General features: G+C 63.5%; 24 protein-coding genes and 1 pseudogene. 14 read left to right on the top strand and 11 right to left on the bottom strand.

Going from position 1 to position 19,172, the window contains the following annotated elements:
• The 3 genes from MTX36_RS17320 to MTX36_RS17330 are packed head-to-tail and all read right to left on the bottom strand — an operon-like array spanning position 1 to position 2,098.
• On the bottom strand, positions 1 to 807 hold the full coding sequence (locus MTX36_RS17320; RefSeq protein WP_243620932.1) for a cytochrome c biogenesis CcdA family protein: 807 nt from the start codon (positions 805 to 807) through the stop codon (positions 1 to 3).
• The gene (locus MTX36_RS17325) at positions 804 to 1,448 is read right to left on the bottom strand and encodes a TlpA disulfide reductase family protein (protein WP_243620933.1); all 645 of its coding nucleotides are present in this window, start codon (positions 1,446 to 1,448) and stop codon (positions 804 to 806) included. Before MTX36_RS17325 ends, MTX36_RS17320 begins: the two co-directional genes overlap by 4 nt.
• A complete protein-coding gene (locus tag MTX36_RS17330; RefSeq protein ID WP_243620934.1) occupies positions 1,445 to 2,098 on the bottom strand; it encodes a TlpA disulfide reductase family protein in 654 nt (217 codons plus the stop codon). The genes MTX36_RS17325 and MTX36_RS17330 overlap by 4 nt, the downstream gene beginning before the upstream one ends.
• A gap of 129 nt (positions 2,099 to 2,227) precedes the next feature.
• Here MTX36_RS17330 and MTX36_RS30275 point away from each other — a divergent pair, with 129 nt between their 5' ends.
• On the top strand, positions 2,228 to 2,593 hold the full coding sequence (locus tag MTX36_RS30275; RefSeq protein ID WP_243620935.1) for a DUF4229 domain-containing protein: 366 nt from the start codon (positions 2,228 to 2,230) through the stop codon (positions 2,591 to 2,593).
• A gap of 189 nt (positions 2,594 to 2,782) precedes the next feature.
• On the opposite strand, the gene MTX36_RS17340 is transcribed toward MTX36_RS30275, so the two are convergent.
• The 6 genes from MTX36_RS17340 to MTX36_RS17365 all read right to left on the bottom strand — a co-directional run bounded on the left by MTX36_RS17340 (position 2,783) and on the right by MTX36_RS17365 (position 6,557).
• Positions 2,783 to 3,799: an arsenic resistance protein gene (locus MTX36_RS17340; protein WP_243620936.1), complete on the bottom strand. Its 1,017-nt coding sequence runs from the start codon at positions 3,797 to 3,799 to the stop codon at positions 2,783 to 2,785.
• 55 nt (positions 3,800 to 3,854) lie between these two features.
• Positions 3,855 to 4,322 carry a MerR family transcriptional regulator gene (locus MTX36_RS17345; RefSeq protein ID WP_243620937.1) on the bottom strand — a complete coding sequence of 156 codons (468 nt, stop codon included), beginning with the start codon at positions 4,320 to 4,322 and terminating at the stop codon, positions 3,855 to 3,857.
• Positions 4,323 to 4,345: 23 nt separating this feature from the next.
• The gene (locus MTX36_RS17350; RefSeq protein ID WP_243620938.1) at positions 4,346 to 4,702 is read right to left on the bottom strand and encodes a hypothetical protein; all 357 of its coding nucleotides are present in this window, start codon (positions 4,700 to 4,702) and stop codon (positions 4,346 to 4,348) included.
• A gap of 117 nt (positions 4,703 to 4,819) precedes the next feature.
• Positions 4,820 to 5,068, bottom strand: coding sequence for a hypothetical protein (locus MTX36_RS17355; protein ID WP_243620939.1), 249 nt, complete (start codon positions 5,066 to 5,068; stop codon positions 4,820 to 4,822).
• A gap of 77 nt (positions 5,069 to 5,145) precedes the next feature.
• Entirely contained in the window at positions 5,146 to 6,156 is a 1,011-nt protein-coding gene (locus MTX36_RS17360) for an alkylmercury lyase family protein (protein WP_243620940.1), read from the bottom strand.
• On the bottom strand, positions 6,153 to 6,557 hold the full coding sequence (locus MTX36_RS17365) for a MerR family transcriptional regulator (RefSeq protein WP_243620941.1): 405 nt from the start codon (positions 6,555 to 6,557) through the stop codon (positions 6,153 to 6,155). Before MTX36_RS17365 ends, MTX36_RS17360 begins: the two co-directional genes overlap by 4 nt.
• Before the next feature lie 111 nt (positions 6,558 to 6,668).
• Here MTX36_RS17365 and MTX36_RS17370 point away from each other — a divergent pair, with 111 nt between their 5' ends.
• From MTX36_RS17370 to MTX36_RS17420, 11 genes and pseudogenes are all read left to right on the top strand, one after another.
• The gene (locus tag MTX36_RS17370; RefSeq protein ID WP_243620942.1) at positions 6,669 to 7,070 is read left to right on the top strand and encodes a helix-turn-helix transcriptional regulator; all 402 of its coding nucleotides are present in this window, start codon (positions 6,669 to 6,671) and stop codon (positions 7,068 to 7,070) included.
• Positions 7,067 to 8,161: an ACR3 family arsenite efflux transporter gene (gene arsB, locus MTX36_RS17375; RefSeq protein WP_243620943.1), complete on the top strand. Its 1,095-nt coding sequence runs from the start codon at positions 7,067 to 7,069 to the stop codon at positions 8,159 to 8,161. Before MTX36_RS17370 ends, arsB begins: the two co-directional genes overlap by 4 nt.
• A gap of 23 nt (positions 8,162 to 8,184) precedes the next feature.
• Positions 8,185 to 8,846 (top strand): annotated as a pseudogene (locus MTX36_RS17380) (three-helix bundle dimerization domain-containing protein).
• A gap of 52 nt (positions 8,847 to 8,898) precedes the next feature.
• Entirely contained in the window at positions 8,899 to 9,327 is a 429-nt protein-coding gene (locus MTX36_RS17385) for an arsenate reductase ArsC (protein WP_243620944.1), read from the top strand.
• Between the two features lie 28 nt (positions 9,328 to 9,355).
• Positions 9,356 to 9,766: a low molecular weight phosphatase family protein gene (locus tag MTX36_RS17390; protein WP_243620945.1), complete on the top strand. Its 411-nt coding sequence runs from the start codon at positions 9,356 to 9,358 to the stop codon at positions 9,764 to 9,766.
• Positions 9,767 to 9,824: 58 nt separating this feature from the next.
• Complete coding sequence (arsD, locus tag MTX36_RS17395) at positions 9,825 to 10,232, top strand: arsenite efflux transporter metallochaperone ArsD (RefSeq protein ID WP_243620946.1); 408 nt, start codon at positions 9,825 to 9,827, stop codon at positions 10,230 to 10,232.
• Between the two features lie 17 nt (positions 10,233 to 10,249).
• Positions 10,250 to 12,004, top strand: a complete 1,755-nt coding sequence (arsA, locus tag MTX36_RS17400; RefSeq protein WP_243620947.1) for an arsenical pump-driving ATPase — start codon at positions 10,250 to 10,252, stop codon at positions 12,002 to 12,004.
• A gap of 229 nt (positions 12,005 to 12,233) precedes the next feature.
• Entirely contained in the window at positions 12,234 to 12,611 is a 378-nt protein-coding gene (locus MTX36_RS17405) for a helix-turn-helix transcriptional regulator (RefSeq protein WP_243620948.1), read from the top strand.
• Positions 12,608 to 14,557 (top strand): cation-translocating P-type ATPase, encoded by a 1,950-nt coding sequence (locus MTX36_RS17410; protein WP_243620949.1) that lies wholly within the window; start codon positions 12,608 to 12,610, stop codon positions 14,555 to 14,557. The genes MTX36_RS17405 and MTX36_RS17410 overlap by 4 nt, the downstream gene beginning before the upstream one ends.
• Complete coding sequence (gene lspA, locus MTX36_RS17415; RefSeq protein WP_279394738.1) at positions 14,554 to 15,063, top strand: signal peptidase II; 510 nt, start codon at positions 14,554 to 14,556, stop codon at positions 15,061 to 15,063. Before MTX36_RS17410 ends, lspA begins: the two co-directional genes overlap by 4 nt.
• On the top strand, positions 15,060 to 15,401 hold the full coding sequence (locus tag MTX36_RS17420) for a DUF3703 domain-containing protein (RefSeq protein ID WP_243620951.1): 342 nt from the start codon (positions 15,060 to 15,062) through the stop codon (positions 15,399 to 15,401). Before lspA ends, MTX36_RS17420 begins: the two co-directional genes overlap by 4 nt.
• Positions 15,402 to 15,562: 161 nt before the next feature.
• Here MTX36_RS17420 and MTX36_RS17425 read toward each other — a convergent pair whose 3' ends face one another.
• Complete coding sequence (locus tag MTX36_RS17425; RefSeq protein ID WP_243620952.1) at positions 15,563 to 15,787, bottom strand: hypothetical protein; 225 nt, start codon at positions 15,785 to 15,787, stop codon at positions 15,563 to 15,565.
• 12 nt (positions 15,788 to 15,799) lie between these two features.
• Between MTX36_RS17425 and MTX36_RS17430 the strand changes: the two genes are divergently transcribed.
• Positions 15,800 to 16,495: a cell wall metabolism sensor histidine kinase WalK gene (locus MTX36_RS17430; protein WP_243620953.1), complete on the top strand. Its 696-nt coding sequence runs from the start codon at positions 15,800 to 15,802 to the stop codon at positions 16,493 to 16,495.
• Between the two features lie 72 nt (positions 16,496 to 16,567).
• Here MTX36_RS17430 and MTX36_RS17435 read toward each other — a convergent pair whose 3' ends face one another.
• Positions 16,568 to 16,924, bottom strand: coding sequence for a helix-turn-helix transcriptional regulator (locus MTX36_RS17435; protein ID WP_243620954.1), 357 nt, complete (start codon positions 16,922 to 16,924; stop codon positions 16,568 to 16,570).
• 98 nt (positions 16,925 to 17,022) lie between these two features.
• Here MTX36_RS17435 and MTX36_RS17440 point away from each other — a divergent pair, with 98 nt between their 5' ends.
• Entirely contained in the window at positions 17,023 to 19,008 is a 1,986-nt protein-coding gene (locus MTX36_RS17440; RefSeq protein ID WP_243620955.1) for a heavy metal translocating P-type ATPase, read from the top strand.
• Positions 19,009 to 19,172: the final 164 nt, after the last annotated feature.

Raw genomic sequence — 19,172 nt, forward strand, 5'->3', positions numbered from 1 at the left:
TCATATCGGCAGCACGACCGAACTGACGAACTCGTTGCGCAACCAGCCGATGAACACGCCCCACACGCCGGTGACCAGGGCTAGGCCGACAGCGACGAGCATTATTCCGCCGACGATCTGAATCGTCCGTGAATGGCGTTTGAGCCATCCGACGCCTCGGAGCGCTTTCGCCGACCCGAACGCCAGCACGATAAACGGTAGCCCCAATCCCAGACAGTAGGCGACGATCAGTACCACCCCTCGTGCTGCTGTCGTGCCTTGAGTTCCTGCCGCAACCGAAATAACTCCGGCGAGAGTAGGGCCGAGACATGGTGTCCAACCCAACGCGAACACGCCCCCCAACAAGGGTGCACCGGCAAGGGAGGAGATGCGTCGCGGCGCGAACCGTGCGTCTTTCTGCAGGGCAGGAATGAAGCCGATGAACGTCAACCCCATCACGATGGTGATGACACCGCCCACACGTTGGAGCAGCTCTTCGTTGATGCGTAGGGTGCCGATCACCCCGAATACCGACGCCGTGGCGAGAACGAATACCACAGTGAATCCCGCGACGAACATCGCTGCTGCGCCGGTCACCCGCCATCTGCCTGCGGCCTCAGCGGTCTCGCCGCCAGGGGTCACCGCCGGCGAATCAGCTCCGGAAATGCCGGCCAGATACGACAGATATCCGGGAACCAGCGGCACCACGCACGGCGACGCGAAAGACACCAGACCGGCCAGAATGCACGCCGCCACTGCGAGAAGCAACGGGCCGCTCGAGGCGGCGGTCTGGAAGCTGGACCCGATGCCTTGGGCGAGTTCGTTCACTGTTCGGCCGCCACACGCTCGATGACAGGTTGCAGATCCTCGGTGAGAAGTGCGCGAAGGAACACTGCGGCGACGCGATGTCTGCGATCCAACACCAGCGTGGAGGGAATCACGCTTGTCGGGTAGTTTCCGCCGAGCGCTGTCAAAGTCCTCATCGACGGGTCGTAGATCGAGGGGTAGCTCACGTTGTTGTCGACAACGAAGTCCTGGGCCTTGTCACGTTGAGGATCTCGAACATTGATCCCGAGAAACTGAACACCGAGGTCTTTGGTTGCTTCGTACGCGCGCTCGAGATCGTCGGCCTCGGACCGGCACGGGGCGCACCATTGCCCCCACAAATTGATCACGACGACCTGACCTGCGTAATCAGTCAGTGAAATGTCGTTACCGTCGGTCATGAGGTCAGGCCCGGCCAATACACCGATCATGTTTCGCGACTCGGGTGGGTCGTACAAAATATCGGTTTGCCCTCCCGGTGAGACGAAATCGAAATTCGCACCCGAAGCGACTGCGTCGGTGCCGGTTGCACACCCACTCGCGGCGACGACGATCGCGGTGAGAATAGCGACGAGCGAGAGGGCGCGGGTGGGTTTTCCGAGTGCGCGTTGCCTCGGCTTTCGAGGGAGCGTGGGTGCGGTCATTTCATCAACTCACTTACAGCGGAGCGTATTTGGTCAGTGTTTTCGAAAACCATGGGGGTTGTAACCTGGTCGACGGACCCGTCACGTTGGACGAGAAAGCTCAGCGGCAGAACTGGCGGCGCCGACAGCGCAATTCCGACGTCGTCGACAGCGGCGAACGAGGGATAGCGCACGCCTGCGTCCGTGAGAAGTGCTAGTGCTGCTGACATGTCGTCCTGGACGTTGATTCCGACTACGCGGATGGCGCCCGGAGTACCTGCATAGTCATTCAGGACCGGGATTTCCGATCGGCACGGCCCGCACCACGAGGCCCAGAGGTTGATCAAGGTAGGTTCCCCGGACAACGCTGCACCGAGGTCGACTTCAGTGCTCTCGCCAAGACACTTCGCTTTGATTCCCAGGAGTTCTCCGTTTACGGGCGGTAGCGCCGGGGCCGCAGGACAGGAAACCTCCGCTGCCGCGGACGACGATGAAAACCCCGAGTCGGGAGCTTCTTCTTCCACTTGTGACGCGGCTTGTGACGCGGCCGGGGGCACTTGCGGCCGGGTCGAGGAGTGGGCCTCGGTTGACGTGGATCGTGGCCAGATCGCCACGACAAGGAGGGCGATCACGACCAGGAAGAACAGGAGCCATCGAGACCGTGCCTGCATGCACTTCCTCCAAGCGTGGTGCGATGAACCGGGAACAACACTGAACTACTATTATGCATAGTAGTTATGTGGTTCGTCCGTCGCCCCCCGCCAAGCAGAGGCGGGATCCGAACCCGAGAATCGAGCATCGTGAAACGCCAGTCCGCTCCGAAGGGCCGTCCCAGCCAGCCAGTCAGCCCAGAAATTGCGGCACTGGATGCACACCAAGCGCCGCAGACACGCCTGGCGCGAATCAACCGTGTGGCACGTTCAAAGCTCGTGCGCCTGATGATGTACTACACCGCAGCTCGACTCGCCCTGATCGCCGGCCTCGCAGTGATCATCATGGGAATCAACGCCATATTCGATCTCGAAATCCCCGGCGTTTTGGCACTGTTCGGGGCCCTGCTGCTCGGATTCGCCATCTCCGCGATCATGTTCCGGTCGTTGCGGCGCCGGATCAATGAAGAAGTGATGGTCGTAGATGAGAAACGTCGCGCAATGCGCACTCAGTGAAAAGTCGCCCCACGGCCAGACACGCATAGAAGCTCCCAGGCGCCGAAGGTACCTCGCAATTTCACAAGATCGTGCCCGACCCTGTTCCTCTCGGCACGTGACCGCTCAAAGATGTATTTCTGGATGGTGCGCGAGGCGCGGGTCGAGCGTCTTCATGGCATCGAGTGATGAAGATGTCAGGTGTCGGGCTCAGATTCGCAAGTCAGTGGAATTCGTTGTGACATCAAGATTCGACTTCGGTACGAGCCGAGGGATCAGGCGGACGTAGATCACCATGCCGACGAGTTCGACGAGAGTCTGGGTCACCACGACCACGGCAGCAAGTGACAACGCGGGCGGTAGCGCCAGTGCGAGTGGCAGAACGACGAGGGAATTTCGGGTGGCACCGGAAAATATCAACGCTCTCGTCGCGGCTGGTTCCAGACGTGCGACTTTGCCGATGCCCTGTCCAACGAATGCCATGATCACCAGGAACGCGGCGAAGATCGGAATCACCGAGACCAGTGAACTCAGCTGTGTGCGGACGGATTCGATCTGGGAGGCGACGACCACCGCGAGGGTCGCCATCATCACCGGAACCATGATCGAGGCCATCACCTCCATCACGATGCGACCGGCCACATGGCGTCGAGCGATGGCCTGCGTCAGGGCTGCGAGCACGAGCGGCACCACGATCAGAAGCAGGAAGGCCTCCACGAACGGAGCGACGTCGATGACGTCGACAAGTTCGGAACCGACGAACAACCACAAGTAGACCGGAAGAAGCGCCATCTGCAGCAACATCAGCAAAGGTGCGGCAGCGAGGAGACGTTCGGATGCGGCGCCGGCCAAACCGCTGAAGACGATGACGTAGTCGATGCACGGTGCCAACAGCACCAACAGCACGCCGAGCAATACCGCTTGATCGTCGGCGACGAAACGCGAGAGAGCGAACACGACGATCGGAACCAGAACGAAGTTCACGCCGAGCAGTGCGGTGAGGAAGCGACCGTCCTTCAACGACTCCCGGATCGAGGAGAACGGCACCGCGAGGAAGGTGGCGTAGAGCAAGACGATCAGAACGGGGTTGATCGCGTGTTCGAAACCCGGCGCGGTGTCGGGCGCGAGGATCCCCACAAGGCCGCCGATCAGCAGAGCGAGGAGATAGAGCGGGATTTGATGACGTTCGAGGGCTTCGACCAGGCGAGTAATACGTGGAGCAGTCATGAGTGGCGGCGGCGTCTTTTCTGGTCGGATTCGATAGGGACAACGAGATGAGTAGTCATCGACCCGGAGCGGAGATCAAAGGTAAAAGGGCGCGAGTATCGGGGACGCTCTCGACGAGGCTAGAGCAGGCACAGTTCGGTCCGCAGGATCCGCAGTCGTCGGAGGCTTCGAGGATCTTCTGGGCCTGGTCGAGGGAGTGCGCGAAGGATCGTAGTTCGCGGATGCGGGTTGCGACTTCACGGCTCTTGTCCTGAAGCAACGAGTGGAGTTCGCTGCGGACGGCCGAGCACGGTTCGTCGTTCCATGCCGCGACCAGGCGGGTGATGTCGCTGAGCGGAAGGCCCAACGACTTTGCTTGGTCGATGAAACGCAGTCGATCGAGGTCGGCGACGTCGTAGAGTCGGTACCCGGCCGGGGAGCGGTTGGCGGGTGTGAGAAGTCCGACTCGTTCGTAGTAGCGCAGCGTCGAAGCCGGGAAACCGCTCCGTGCGGCCAACTCGGAGATCAACAGGAACGTGCTCATATCGTCAGCGTAAAGGTTGAAGGTCACTTCAAGGATTCGGTGTCTCGACCTGCGCGATCAGGTTCTCGATTGCGCTCGACATAGGTCGGTAACCCGAGAGTCACCGTGTGAGGGACGACTGCGGGGCGATGCCGAAATCTGCGCCGGAGATAGACGGCCGCGGCCGCGATTCCCAGGATGATGGCCAACCCCCACAAAGCGGGGATGAGCAGACCGGCCACGCCCGAGGCAATCCCCGCGGCGGCGAGAATGCCCGCGATCGGTGCCGCACAGCATGCTGCGCACGCCGCGACCGCCGCAGTGCCGACTGCGGCCCCAGTGAGCTTCGATTGTGTTGGGAGTGCGGCCTGCGCGCCCTCGGAGCGATCTGCGCTGCTCATGACCGGCCGAACATTTGCTCGACGACATCAAGACCGTGACCGGGTGCAGTCACCGTCAACGTCATGAAATGCGAATCCAAGGACAACTGGAAGACGAAGAACGAGCAACATTCGAGTTCAGCGTGAATCACGCGTCAACAACGTGTGTGCCAGATCGAGGTCCAGACGAAACCGCAGCACCAGCCCATCAGCGACCGAAGCCCAGTGCTCCACCTCACCCAGCACACGTTCCCATTGTTCGAGTCGATCTTGTTGGCCGGACGCGCTCAACGTACATGCCAGTGGTGCGATCGAGGAGGGCAACGATTCTGCTAATTGGAGGTTCCGCGAGCTATCTGGATCGGACACGGATGCTATGAGCTGCATAGATGAATGCTAAACCTTGCACTCGACTTCAAGGTCAAGCTGTTGACCAGGGCGGGCGTGCATAGACGTACCGAGTATCAGGTGCCCAGTAGTGTGCCGAAGACAGCGGCACCGACAGTCGTTGCTTCGTCGAGGTCGAGGACGCTGCCGGAGACGTTCGGATGGGCGGTGGCCCAGGCTTCACCGGATGCGCGGTCTTTGAAAAAGTTAATGTGGCTGCAGCAGATGTCTGCAGAGGGGCCCTGTGCAGCTTCGGATCCGACATAGACCACAACCGTTGCGGGTTGTGCGTGCGCGTGTATCCCGCGAACACTGATCGTGATCGGTGCCTGATCGCCCGCATCGGAGGTGGTGATGGTCGTGTCTGTGCCGAGCCTGGACGAGATGCCGAGGGCGTCGATTGCGCACATCGCGTAGACCTCGACTCCGGAGGGCAGGTGAACGCGGTGAGGGGACGGTGACGCGGAGAACGGGTAGGCAGACCGAATCTGACCGGAGATCTCTATCCGGATGACATCAGCATCATGCAGGCTCCGCAGTATCGCGGTGGCCGAGGAATCGAACTGCCGCGCAATCGGTTCGAGATCGTAGATCGTCGGCGAGGTGCCGCGCTCCGCGAAGCTGCGGAGGATGGCCTGATGCACCGCGGTCTCCGCAGGTCCGGTCGGTGTAGCTCGCCCTCGTGACGCCTCCAGGTCTGCCGCCGGATCGGAATCGGCAGGGCAACACTGAGCGGCTGGGTTGATACTTTCGACATAGACCCTGACGTCGGCGGCGGGTGAATCCATCCCGAATGCAGTCCTCAGCGCTGTAACGGTCGGAGCACCACCGACCGCCCCCGTGGCATCTCGATAGAGCCTGCAGGACACGCTCGGCACCTGATCTGGCTCGGCAAAGGGATCGTGGCCGTCGACGAGCAGCGTCGGAGACCCGGTCATGCCCGTCAGTTCTGCGGATCGAGGATCATCGACGATCACGTGGCGCAGTTCCCATTGGATCGGCTGACCTGCGAGAGCTTGGCCGATCCGTTGTTCGAGGAGCGGCACGTTGGGGCAGTCCGGGACCTGCAGAATTTCGAGATGCATCATGGTGTTCCTTCGTCGGTGTGCAGTGTCTGGAGCATGGGGCAGTGTCGGTCAGCTCGGGGTAGTGCGCAGGTGGACGCGAATTCGGTCAATGAGGCCCGCATGCGTTGCAGGTCTCGGATCTTTTCGTCGAACTCGGCGATCTTCGTCTGGGCCAGCCGCCGAGCTGTGTCGCAATCGTCCGGTCCGCCACCGGCGAGATGGAGAAGTTCGTTGATCTCGTCGAGGCTGAAGCCGTGTTCCTGGGTGCGTTTGACGAACCGGACAATTTCGACAGCCTCATCCGGATATGAGCGGTATCCCGAGGTGGATCGTGGAGGCTGCTGCAGGAGTCCGCGACGTTCGTAATACCGCAACGTCTGCACATTCACCCCTGCGCGAGTGGCCAGTTCACTGCTACGCATGTCGCCATTGTTAACCCTGTACCCGGCTACAGAGTCAAGTCGTTCTGCTCGGCCGGAGATGTTCACTCGTCACCAGTTGCGAGCTACTTCGAGATCTGTCAATATCGAAGTATGTCGAATCAAGATGTTGCGGAGACCGGCGCATGCTGCTCCCCGTTGGTGCGCGAACCGTTGACCGAAGACTGGGCCGGTGACCTGGCCCGGATGTTCAAAGCGCTCGGTGACCCCGTGCGTCTGCGCCTGCTGAGCCTGGTCGCCAGTCACGAGGGGGGTGAGGCCTGCGTCTGCGACATCTCCGACACCTTCGACCTGTCCCAGCCGACGATCTCGCATCACCTCAAGGTGCTGCGCCAGGCCGGGATCCTCGACTGTGAACGACGCGGAACCTGGGTGTACTACTGGGTGATCCCCGCTGCGCTGCAGCAACTCTCCGCAGTGCTTCTGGTCGAGGGATCCACCGTGAGCGCTGCTGACGTGTGCTCCGCTGACGCAAGCGCGGAGGTCACCGCATGAGCAACGCCGCGACCACCGAACACCCCTCAGTCGTCGGAAAACTCTCCACCGTCGACCGATATCTCGCGGTCTGGATCGGCGTTGCCATGGTTGTAGGCCTGCTGCTCGGACGATGGATCCCCGGACTCAACACCGCTCTCGAAAAAGTCCAGATCGACGGCATCTCCTTGCCGATCGCCCTCGGCCTGCTGATCATGATGTACCCGGTCCTGGCGAAGGTCCGCTACGACCGCCTCGACACCGTCACCGGAGACAAGAAACTCCTCGCAGGCTCGCTGTTCCTGAACTGGGTTCTCGGACCCGCGCTGATGTTCGCGTTGGCCTGGCTGTTCCTGCCCGACCTGCCCGAATACCGAACTGGCCTGATCATCGTCGGCCTCGCCCGCTGCATCGCAATGGTCATCATCTGGAACGACCTGGCCTGCGGAGACCGCGAAGCCGCCGCCGTTCTGGTCGCCATCAACTCGGTATTTCAGGTGATCATGTTCGCGGTCCTCGGTTGGTTCTACCTCTCGGTTCTGCCCGGGTGGCTCGGCCTCGAACAAACCACCATCGACACCTCACCGTGGCAGATCGCGAAATCCGTTCTGATCTTCCTGGGCATTCCGCTGCTGGCAGGATTCCTGTCTCGCTTCTTCGGCGAACGAGCCAAGGGCCGCGACTGGTACGACAACAAATTCATCCCCAAGATCAGCCCGTGGGCTCTGTACGGTCTGATGTTCACGATCGTCGTGCTCTTCTCGATGCAGGGCGAGCGGATCACCTCGCAGCCGTGGGACGTCGTCCGCATCGCACTTCCGTTGCTGGTGTACTTCGCACTGATGTGGGGAGGCGGCTACATCCTCGGCGCCGCAATCGGATTGGGCTACGAACGCACCACCACCTTGGCATTCACCGCTGCCGGCAACAACTTCGAGTTCGCGATCGCCGTCGCCATCGCCACCTACGGCGCCACCTCCGGTCAAGCCTTGGCCGGCGTGGTCGGCCCGCTGATCGAGGTACCGGTTCTGGTTGGCCTGGTTTATGTCTCCCTCGCTCTGCGTAAACGCTTTGCAGTCAAAGAGGTTTCACCCGTACCCACCGGTACGTAAGTCACCTACATCTTTCGGGAGTCATGATGAACGAGCACCGAGCCCAGCCCGATCTCCTCTCACCGCAGGCAGTTCTCTCGCGCACCACGCACGACCTGGCAGCGAAATATGTCGGGGTCTTCTCCCCACAAACCGTCGAACGCTATGTCTTCGAGTCCTATACGGCGCTGCGCCGGACCGCGAAGATCCACACCCATCTCACCTCGCTCGCGGCGCGGTTCGCCGCCGACCGCCTCACAGCTGGCGATTGCGCCGCTGGACTGAGCCAAGGCGGAGCGCACATGGACTCGGCCGCGGGGTTGATCTCGTGGATCGGCGAGGATCCGGCGTGATGATCGAGCAGTGCCGCCGCCATCTGCGATCGCCCCGCGTTGTGCACGCACAAGGACGTGCCCGAGGTCCTGTTCGTGTCTCGGACATCGCCGCGGTGACGGCGGGGATCGGGATCGACCTGGCCGACGAGTTCCCGAAACCCCTCACCGATGATGTGGTCGCCGCCGCGGACTGCGTCGTCTCGATGGGCTGTGGCGATGCGTGCGTCGTCTACCCGGGCAAGCGGTACCTCGACTGGGCACTCGGCGATCCGGACGGACAACCCCTCGGGGTGGTGCGGCGGATCCGCGACGACCTCGATGCACGGGTGATCGCGCTGCTCACCGAGCTGACCACACCCGTCGCCGTCTGACCGACCACTTCCTCAGCTCTTACTTCCATCTTCGAAGGGAACCTTCTTTCTCATGTCCGACAAGCCCAGCGTCCTGTTCGTATGTGTCCACAACGCCGGCCGATCGCAGATGGCCGCCGGTTTCCTGAGCCACCTCGCCGGCGATGCCATCGAGGTCCGCTCCGCCGGGTCCGCACCAGCGGAAACCATCAACTCCGCCGCAACCTCGGCGATGGCAGAGCTCGGAATCGACATCTCCGCCCAGACCCCGAAGATCCTCACCACCGGCGCCGTGCAGGACTCCGATGTCGTGATCACGATGGGCTGCGGAGACACCTGCCCGATCTTCCCCGGCAAGAGCTACCGCGACTGGGTCCTCGAGGATCCGGCCGGCCAAGGCATCGATGCGGTTCGCCCGATCCGCGACGAGATCAAGACCCGCGTACAGGCACTGATCACCGAACTCACCGCCAACACCCCCGACGTCGTCGGCGCCCCCTGACATTCACATCCAGAGACAGGAGTTTTCGATGAGTTCACCGTCAGTGCTGTTCGTGTGCGTCAAGAATGGCGGAAAATCCCAGATGGCCGCCGGTCTCATGCGCAAAGCCACCGGCGACCAGGTCAAGGTGTACTCGGCTGGCACTAAACCAGGCTCAGCGGTCAACGCACTCTCCGCCGAAACCCTTCTCGAGGTCGGGGTCGACATCACAGCACAAACTCCGACACTGATCGACCCGCAGCTCGTTCGCGATGTCGACCTCGTCGTCACCTTGGGCAGCGAAGCGAAAGTCGACCCCACCCCGGGCACCGACTTCGAGAACTGGGACACCGACGAGCCGTCCGAACGCGGCATCGACGGAATCGAACGAATGTGCCTGGTCAGCGACGACATCGCATCCCACGTCGACGCCCTCGCTGCCCGATTGGCCACCCGCTGACACCAGAACCCGCAGCATCGAAAACCCTGAAAAGCACATACAAGTAGAGGACACCGCTATGAGCACCATCGAAGTATTCGAACCCGCACTGTGCTGCAACACCGGCGTCTGCGGCGACGACGTCGACCAAGCGCTGATCACCTTCACCGCCGACCTCGACTGGGTCGCGGGCAACGGCGGCACCATCACCCGCCACAACCTCGCCAACGACCCCCTCGCCTTCGCCGGAAACGACACCGTCGCAGCCTTCCTCAAAATCTCAGGCTCCGAAGGACTCCCGTTGGCGCTCGTCGATGGCATCACCGCGTTGACCGGCAAATATCCCACCCGCAGCCAGCTTGCGAAATGGGCGGGCCTGACCGAACTCGACGCGGGGGCGGCACCGGCCGGGATCACCATGCTCGGACTTTCCGACACATCGGCGTGCTGCTCCACCGACGACGCCGACTCCACCACCTGCTGCTGAAAGCACCCACGAACGCTATGAAGTTCCTGAACAACGCGCCCCGATTCCTGTTCTTCACCGGCAAGGGAGGTGTCGGTAAAACATCCATCGCGTGCGCGAGTGCGATCACCCTCGCCCGCGCCGGGAAGAAAGTGCTGCTCGTGAGCACCGATCCCGCCTCGAACGTCGGGCAGGTTTTCGGGGTGAGTATCGGCAACACCATCACCGACATCCCCGCAGCGCCCGGACTGTCGGCACTCGAGATCGACCCGGAACAAGCCGCCGCCGCCTATCGTGAGCGCATCATCGGCCCCGTCCGAGGTCTGCTCCCGGACAAGGACATCGCCGCTATCGCCGAACAGCTCTCCGGGTCCTGCACCACCGAAATCGCCTCGTTCAACGAGTTCACCGGACTGCTCTCCGGCCAAGACGACATCACTACCGCCTTCGACCACGTCCTCTTCGACACCGCCCCGACCGGGCACACCATCCGGCTACTCCAACTCCCCGGATCGTGGACCGAGTTCCTCGACGACGGCAAAGGCGACGCATCATGCCTCGGGCCGCTGTCCGGGCTCGACAAGCAGCGCACCATCTACGCCGACGCCGTTGCCGCGCTCGCAGATCCGCAGCGGACCCGCCTCGTCCTGGTCTCGCGTGCCCAGAATTCGACGCTCGCCGAAATCACCCGCACCTACCGCGAACTCGCCGACATCGGATTGACCCACCAACACGTCGTCATCAACGGTGTCCTCCCGGAACCCGCCGACGACACAGATCCGCTCGAGACCGCGATCTACCGCCGCGAGCAAGCTGCGATCGCCGCCCTACCAGTGGAATTGGCGCAACTGCCCACCGATCAGGTTCCGCTCAAAGCGGCCAACATCGTCGGTATCGATGCTCTCGAGAGTCTCTTCGCTGCCGACCCCAGTCCGGTAGCTGCGGCTGCGGCTTCGGCCGCGCAGTCGCTCAGTGCTCCGCTCTCGGCCCTGATCGACGAACTCGACACCACTGATCACGGCCTGATCATGTGCATGGGCAAAGGCGGAGTCGGCAAGACCACCATTGCCGCTGCGATCGCCGTCGCCCTCGCCGGCCGCGGACATCAGGTGCATCTGACCACCACCGACCCCGCAGCGCACCTGGCCGAGACCTTGAACGGGGAGCTCGACAACCTCCAGGTCTCCCGAATCGACCCCGCGGAAGCCACCGAGCAATACCGCACCCGCGTCCTGACCACCAAAGGCAAAAACCTCGACGAACGAGGCCGCGCCAACCTCGCCGAAGACCTCCGATCACCCTGCACCGAGGAAGTGGCAGTCTTCCAAGCATTTTCGCGGGTCATCCACGAATCGAGCCGAAAATTCGTTGTCGTGGACACGGCCCCGACCGGCCACACCTTGTTACTGCTCGACGCCACCGGTTCCTATCACCGGGAAATCGCCCGCCAGATGGGCGAGAACACGAACTTCACCACCCCGTTGATGCGACTACAGGACCCAAACGCAACGAAGGTCCTGCTCGTGACCCTCGCCGAAACCACGCCAGTTCTCGAAGCTGCTGGTCTGCAAGCTGATCTGCAACGCGCGGGAATTGAGCCTTGGGCGTGGGTGGTCAACAATTCCCTCGCCGCCGCCGAACCAACCTCTGTGCTCCTACAGCAGCGTGCGGCGGGGGAGATCACCGAGATCGACGCCATCACAAGTCGATGCAGTCAGCGAACGGCGATCGTTCCGATGCTCGCCGAAGAACCTGTAGGCACATCCGCTTTGGCGGCATTGAGCAAGGCCTAATCGATGACCGCAAACGGTCGGATCCCGACGGGGCCTAGCAGCAGCCGGGCATGTTCGTCATGCACGTCCCACACGTACCGGTGGCCATCATGACCTGACAGTTCCACCACGCCTGCAGATTCGTCAGCACGTTCATCATTACCTCCTCCTCACGTCGAGTGCAGATTCCTGGACGGGAAACGTCCGGACCCACCTCTTTATCATCGTCTCTTTCCGCTATCATCGCAATATGACGATCAATAAAGATGCGTGCCTGGCTACCGAGAACGGATCGGATCTCGACAACGCAGTGGCGTTGTTCCACAGCCTCTCCGACGGGACCAGGTTGGCGATCGTACGTCGCCTCGCCGGAGGGGAGGCGCGTGTGGCAGACCTGGTCGGCGAACTCGGTCTGGCGCAGTCCACGGTCTCCGCGCACGTGGCGTGCTTGCGGGACTGCGGATTGGTCACCGGCCGCCCTGCGGGTCGACAGGTGTTCTACTCCCTCTCTCGCCCCGAGTTACTTGATCTGCTGGCCTCGGCCGAGACCCTGCTCGCCGCTACGGGTTCCGCGGTCGCGTTGTGCCCGAACTACGGCACCGACGCCGGGTCGGGGGTGACCGCATGAGTGATGCGTGTGGCTGCGGCCATGACGAACCTCGCCCCGAGGGCGAGGAGGAACGTGAACCGGACAAGCTGTGGCAGGTCACAGAGATCCGCGCCGCCGCGGTCGCCGGGGTGCTGTTGGTAGCCGGTCTGATCGTGGAATGGACCGACGGCCCCCACCCGGCGGCACTGACGCTGTTCTCACTCGCGCTGCTCGTCGCCGGCTACACCTTCGTCCCCGCCACCCTCAAACGCCTGGCAAGGGGCAAGATCGGGGTCGGCACCCTGATGACGATCGCCGCGGTCGGCGCCGTACTGCTCGGCAAGGTCGAAGAAGCTGCCATGCTGGCGTTCCTGTTCGCGATCAGCGAGGGCCTCGAGGAGTTCTCGGTTACCCGCACCCGCCGCGGTCTGCGCGCGCTGCTGTCCCTGGTACCGGCGACCGCCACTGTCGTGCGCGGTGGCAGGGAGCAGATAGTCGAACCTGGAGAACTGCAGCTGGGCGAGATCATGATCGTCAAGCCGGGCGAGCGTATCGCCACCGACGGCACCATCGCGACCGGCCGCACCGCCCTCGACGTCTCCGCGATCACCGGCGAATCCGTCCCGGTCGAAGCCGGACCGGGTGACGAGGTGTTCGCCGGATCGATCAACGGCACCGGCGTCCTCGAAGTCGAGGTCACCGCTGGAGCGCAAGACAATTCGCTGGCGAAGATCGTGCGGATCGTCGAGGCCGAACAGTCCCGCAAGGGCGAGGCCCAACGCCTCGCCGACACCGTCGCCAAACCGTTGGTTCCGGCGATCCTGGTGGTCGCCGCGATCATCGCGGCCGTCGGCAGCCTGCTCGGGGAGCCGAGGGTGTGGATCGAACGCGCTCTCGTCGTGCTGGTCGCAGCCTCGCCGTGCGCTTTGGCGATCGCGGTGCCGGTGACCGTGTTCGCCGCCGTCGGTGCCGCCAGCAAGATCGGTGTCCTGGTCAAGGGCGGAGCCGCGCTCGAAGCCCTCGGCCGCATCCGTGGCATCGCCCTGGACAAGACCGGCACCCTGACCCGTAACCGGCCCACCGTCATCGCGGTCGCCACCACGGCCGGCGTCACCCGCGATGAGGTCCTCGAAGTCGCCGCTGCGCTGGAAGCGCGCAGCGAGCATCCCCTGGCAAAGGCGATCCTCGCCGCCGTCGACGACATCACCGCTGCCGAGAACGTCGAGGCCGTCACGGGTGCAGGACTGACCGGGTACCTCGACGGCCGTTCGGTGCGGTTGGGGCGACCGGGCTGGATCGAGCCCGGATCCCTCGCGGCCGAGGTGGAGCGAATGCAGCACGCCGGGGCCACCGCGGTCCTGATCGAACGCGACGGTGCGTTGATCGGGGCGGTCGCGGTCCGCGACGAGCTGCGGCCCGAAGCGGTCGAGGTGGTGGCCGGGCTGCGCCGCGACGGTTACCACGTCGCGATGCTCACCGGCGACAACGAACGCACCGCCCGCGCACTCGCGGCCGATGTCGGGATCGACGAGGTCCATGCCGACCTGCGCCCGGAGGACAAGGCTCGGATCATCGAACAACTCGGCCGGCACCGGTCGACCGCGATGGTCGGCGACGGCGTCAACGACGCCCCTGCCCTGGCCACCGCGGATCTTGGCATCGCGATGGGCGCGATGGGCACGGACGTCGCCATCGAAACCGCCGACGTCGCTCTGATGGGTGAGGATCTGCGGCACCTGCCGCAGGCATTGGCGCATGCCCGCCGGTCCCGACGGATCATGCTGCAGAACGTCGGGCTCTCGCTCGCAATCATCACCGTCCTGATGCCACTGGCACTGTTCGGTGTCCTCGGCCTGGCCGCGGTGGTCCTGGTCCACGAGCTCGCCGAGATCGTCGTCATCGCCAACGGCGTCCGCGCCGGCCGCGTCCCCGCCCTGACTACACCCGCCTCAGAGCTGTCGGCGCCGGTCGGGGCCCGCGCATGAGCGGCACCGCGACCGAATACTCGACTCGGACACCGCGTCTGAGGAGCGTCTTCGTGTCCGCCGTCGTCGCCCTCGCTGCCGTCGCATTGTTTGTCGAACCAGTTGCGCGTCGGGAACTTTCGGATGGCCGCACCGTTGACTTCGGGCTGCTGCAACTCAAGCTGGCCTATAACAGCGGGGTCGCGTTCAGCATGGGTGACCAACTGCCGATGTGGATTGTCCTCACCGTCACCGCTGTCATCACCGCGGGTATCGGTGTGTACGCCTGGCGCACCGCCCCTTCCAGCTCACTAGCAGCGATGATCGGGCTGTCCCTGATATTTGCTGGCGCAGCCGCGAATGTGATCGACCGCGCCGTCGACGGGAAAGTGACGGACTACTTCCACACTGGGTGGTGGCCGACGTTCAACCTCGCCGACACTTACCTCACCTGCGGTGTCGTGCTGCTCCTGGCTGCACTATTGCGGGAGTCAACGCAAGAACCCCCGAATGAGAGTTCGTCATGACATCGATGCCCGACCACCTCCGAGCCGCCTATGTCTCGGAGATGACTGCCGCCGACACCACCGGCGACGACGCGCAACGATGGGCGCACCTCGAACGCGCCCACATCATTTCCCAGCCCTACCCGTGGCCGCACACCCGCAACCACATCGCCATGCTTGCCCTCGCATTAGGCCAACACGACCGTCGAGAGGCGCTCGGACAGATCGTGCGGATCATCGTCGCCGCACCCGGATCTCTGTCTGGGCGCTACCCAGAAGGCAACACCGGTCGTGTCGAGGCAGGGCTGATGAAGCCCATGCCAGTGCCAGACGATCTGGCCGAAATGCTTCGCGACTAGTTCAGCAGTACCGAATTCCGAGCGACAGCTGAGCGGCGAAGCTGCGGATTGATCGGTGAGAGAAGTCCCCGAAACGACGTTGTCCTCCGACCCCGCGTAATGGGGTGGAGGACAACGTCGTTGAGGCAGTATGCCCAATTAACTGCACACAGTCGGGGAAGTTAGCTACCGACGATCGAGTTCAGTGAGCCGAGGGATCCGGTCGCGGGCGGGTCAACCACCGGAGCATCGGTGACGGTGACGGTGACCTGCACTGTTGCCGGGGTGCCGACACCGGTGTCGGCAGTGATCGTGAACGTCGCGCAGAGGAAATCGCCGCGGGCGCGACCTCTGTCCGCCTGGATGTCCCGGCTGGTCCAGACGACGAGATCAGCTGCCTCGGGCACACGTTCAACACCATGCTCGACGCGCAGGAACAAGCAGCGCTGCGCCAGCAGCAGTTCATCGACGATGCCAGCCACGAGCTACGTACACCCCTGACAGTGCTCTCCACCGAGATGGAGCTCGCCTTGAGGCGCCCGCGCACCAAATCTGAGCTCGAGACGACGCTGCGCCGCATCTCGGAAGACACCAGCCGTCTCGTTCAGCTCGCCGAGGACCTCCTCGTCCTCGGCGCCCAAGGAACCAGTGCACCGCACGCACAGGCCACCGACGTCCGCCCGCTATTGGAGGTGGCGGCCCGGCGGGCGAGAAGCCAGTTGCTCACGGGCAGTTCACGGTCGGTGCACATCGTCGCCCCCGACCATCTTGTCGCACACCTGGACCCCGCGTTGCTCAGCCGGGCCCTGGGCAATCTGGGCGACAATGCCGTCCGTCACGGCAACGGCGCGATCATCCTCACCGCCCAGGCACTCGGCGCAGACACCGCGCCCGGCGTAATGCTCACCGTCCACGATGACGGACCGGGGATACCGCGCGATTTCCTTCCACACGCCGAACGATTCCGTCGCAGCGACGCCGCCCGCGGGGGTGACGGCAACGGCCTGGGGCTCGCACTCGTCGACGCCATCACACTCGCCCACCGCGGCGCCGACAGCTCTGAACTCGGTCACGTACGAATTATGTGCGGGAGCAGCGTCCGACTCCTCGGGTGAGGTCTTCTCTTACTGTGCGGGCCATGCGGGGAGATGGCACTCGGGCGTGGTGTTGGTTCAAGTGGGGGAATGTCAGCCTGTCGAAGTGTCGCGTACGCCGAGTCTGAGGTGCTCGATGTGGTAGACGGCTTCGTCGAGGAGTTGTGCGACATGGTTGTCGTAGAGGCTGTAGACGATGCTCCGGCCGGTGCGGGTCCCCGTGACGAGTCCTAGCGCACGTAGAAGCCGAAGTTGGTGGGAGACAGACGATTGCGTCATGCCCACATCGTCGGCGAGGTCGTTGACGGCGACCGGGCCCGAGCGTAGTCGCGAGAGAATCAGCAATCTGCTGGGGTTGGCCAACGCCTGCAAGGCCTCTGCGACGACGGCCGCGCTCTCGGTGTCGAGCGCCGCTGCGCGGGTGTCTCTACCTTGCACTCCGTGGCCCATACCTCATATCCTAAACACACGCCATATATGAAGACATCTACATATATGCGTAGTATGGCGGCGGCCAAGAAGTCTCGACACACCCGAAAGCAGATTCGATGCCTACGACAACGGCTGACGCCCCTCTAATCCGCAGGGCGCAACGACCGCGCCGCACACCGGCGTTCTCCCTGCCGGAAGTCAGATGGGCAGTCGCCGCCACCGCATTGTTCGCTGCCGGCCTGGTCGCCCAAATCGCCGGCGCCCCGGCGTGGATGTATTGGGCGCTGTACCTGGCCTGTTACGTCACCGGCGGCTGGGAACCCGCATGGGCGGGCATCCAGGCGCTGCGCGAAAAGACCCTCGATGTCGATCTGCTGATGATCGTCGCGGCGATCGGTGCAGCGGCGATCGGGCAGGTCCTCGACGGCGCCCTGCTGATCGTCATCTTCGCCACCTCCGGCGCACTCGAAGCGCTCGCGACTCGCAGGACCGAGGACTCGGTCAAGGGCTTACTCGATCTCGCTCCCACCCAGGCGACCCGTGTCACCGCCGGCGGCGATGAAGAACGCATCGAGACCTCCCTGTTGTCGGTCGGCGACGAGATCATCGTTCGACCCGGTGAACGCATCGGCGCAGACGGAACCGTCCTCGACGGCGCCAGCGACGTCGACCAAGCCTCCATCACCGGAGAACCACTCCCCGTCGCCAAGACGGCCGGCGACGAGGTGTTCGCCGGCACCCACAACGGGAGCGGCGCTGTGCGGGTGCGAGTCGCGCGCAACCCGTCCGAGACGGTCATCGCCCGAATCGTCACCATGGTCGAAGAAGCCTCCGCCACGAAGGCGAAAACTCAACTCTTCATCGAAAAGATCGAGCAGCGATACTCCGTCGGCGTAGTAGTCGCGACCTTGGCATTGTTCTTCATTCCCCTGACCGTCGGTGCCGCATTACAGCCGACGTTGCTGCGCGCGATGACCTTCATGATCGTGGCCTCACCCTGCGCCGTCGTACTCGCCACGATGCCGCCGATACTGTCCGCGATAGCCAACGCCGGCCGGCACGGCGTCCTCGTCAAGTCGGCCGTCGTCATGGAACAACTCGGCGCCGCCACCGTGGTCGCGTTCGACAAAACCGGCACCCTGACCGAAGGCACTCCGGTCCTGACCGAGATCCGGGTCCTGCCCGCGTCGCATCTCGACGAGAACGACATCCTGTCCTTCGCGGCGAGTGCGGAACTCCCGAGCCAGCATCCCCTCGGCCGCGCTATCGCCGCGGCGGCTCGACAACGTGAAATCGCACTCCGCCATGCGGTCGACTTCCATTCTGTTGCGGGTGCAGGCGTTTCGGCACTCGTAGGCGATCACCGTGTGGCAGTGAGCAGTCCGCCGCGCACCGATCACACACAGAACCCTCTCTCAATCGAGGTAACGACCGCAGTCTCCGAACTCGAGAGCATCGGCCGAACAGCGGTCGTGGTCACAGTCGACGACATCGCTGTTGCCGTGTTCGGTCTCGACGACCGACTCCGCACGGACGCACACACCGCGGTCACCGCACTCACCGCGCTGACGGGGCGAGCGCCGACCATGCTCACGGGCGACAACGAGCGCGCCGCAACACAACTCGCGGCCACCATCGCGATCACCGATGTACGGGCGGGCCTGCTTCCACAGGACAAAGTCGATGCCGTCCGCGAACTCGAACAAGGCGGGCACCATGTGCTGCTCGTCGGCGACGGGGTCAACGACGCACCGGCGATGGCTGCCGCCGGAACCAGCCTCGCGATGGGCCGCGCCGGATCCGACCTTGCCCTCGACACCGCGGACGCGGTTGTTCTGCGCGACGAACTGAGTGCCATCCCCGCGGTCGTGGCGCTGTCGCGACGTGCCCGACGAGTGGTCGTCGCCAACCTGGTGATCGCCGCGACGTTCATTTCCGCTTTGGTGCTGTGGGATCTGATCGGCACACTCCCACTGCCGTTGGCGGTGGCTGGCCACGAGGGCTCCACCATCATCGTCGCCCTCAACGGGCTTCGTCTGCTCCGGGATGCTGCGTGGTCGAGTGGAGTGCATCAGAAGACGAACGTAGTCACCAGGCTGTGACAGTTCCCCGAACGAGAATTGAACTGTTGCACGGCGATTGAGGTGGCTTCTGCAGGATTAGATGCGAAACGAAGCGGTACTCCTGAAACGGCTTGGTGACACGCCGCCTGACCGGCGCAGATGCTGTCGGGGCTAACGGAACGCTCGGACAAGTAACGCGCGCA

The sequence above is a fragment of the Rhodococcus sp. ARC_M6 genome (assembly GCF_022810305.1).
Classification (GTDB): domain Bacteria; phylum Actinomycetota; class Actinomycetes; order Mycobacteriales; family Mycobacteriaceae; genus Rhodococcus_F.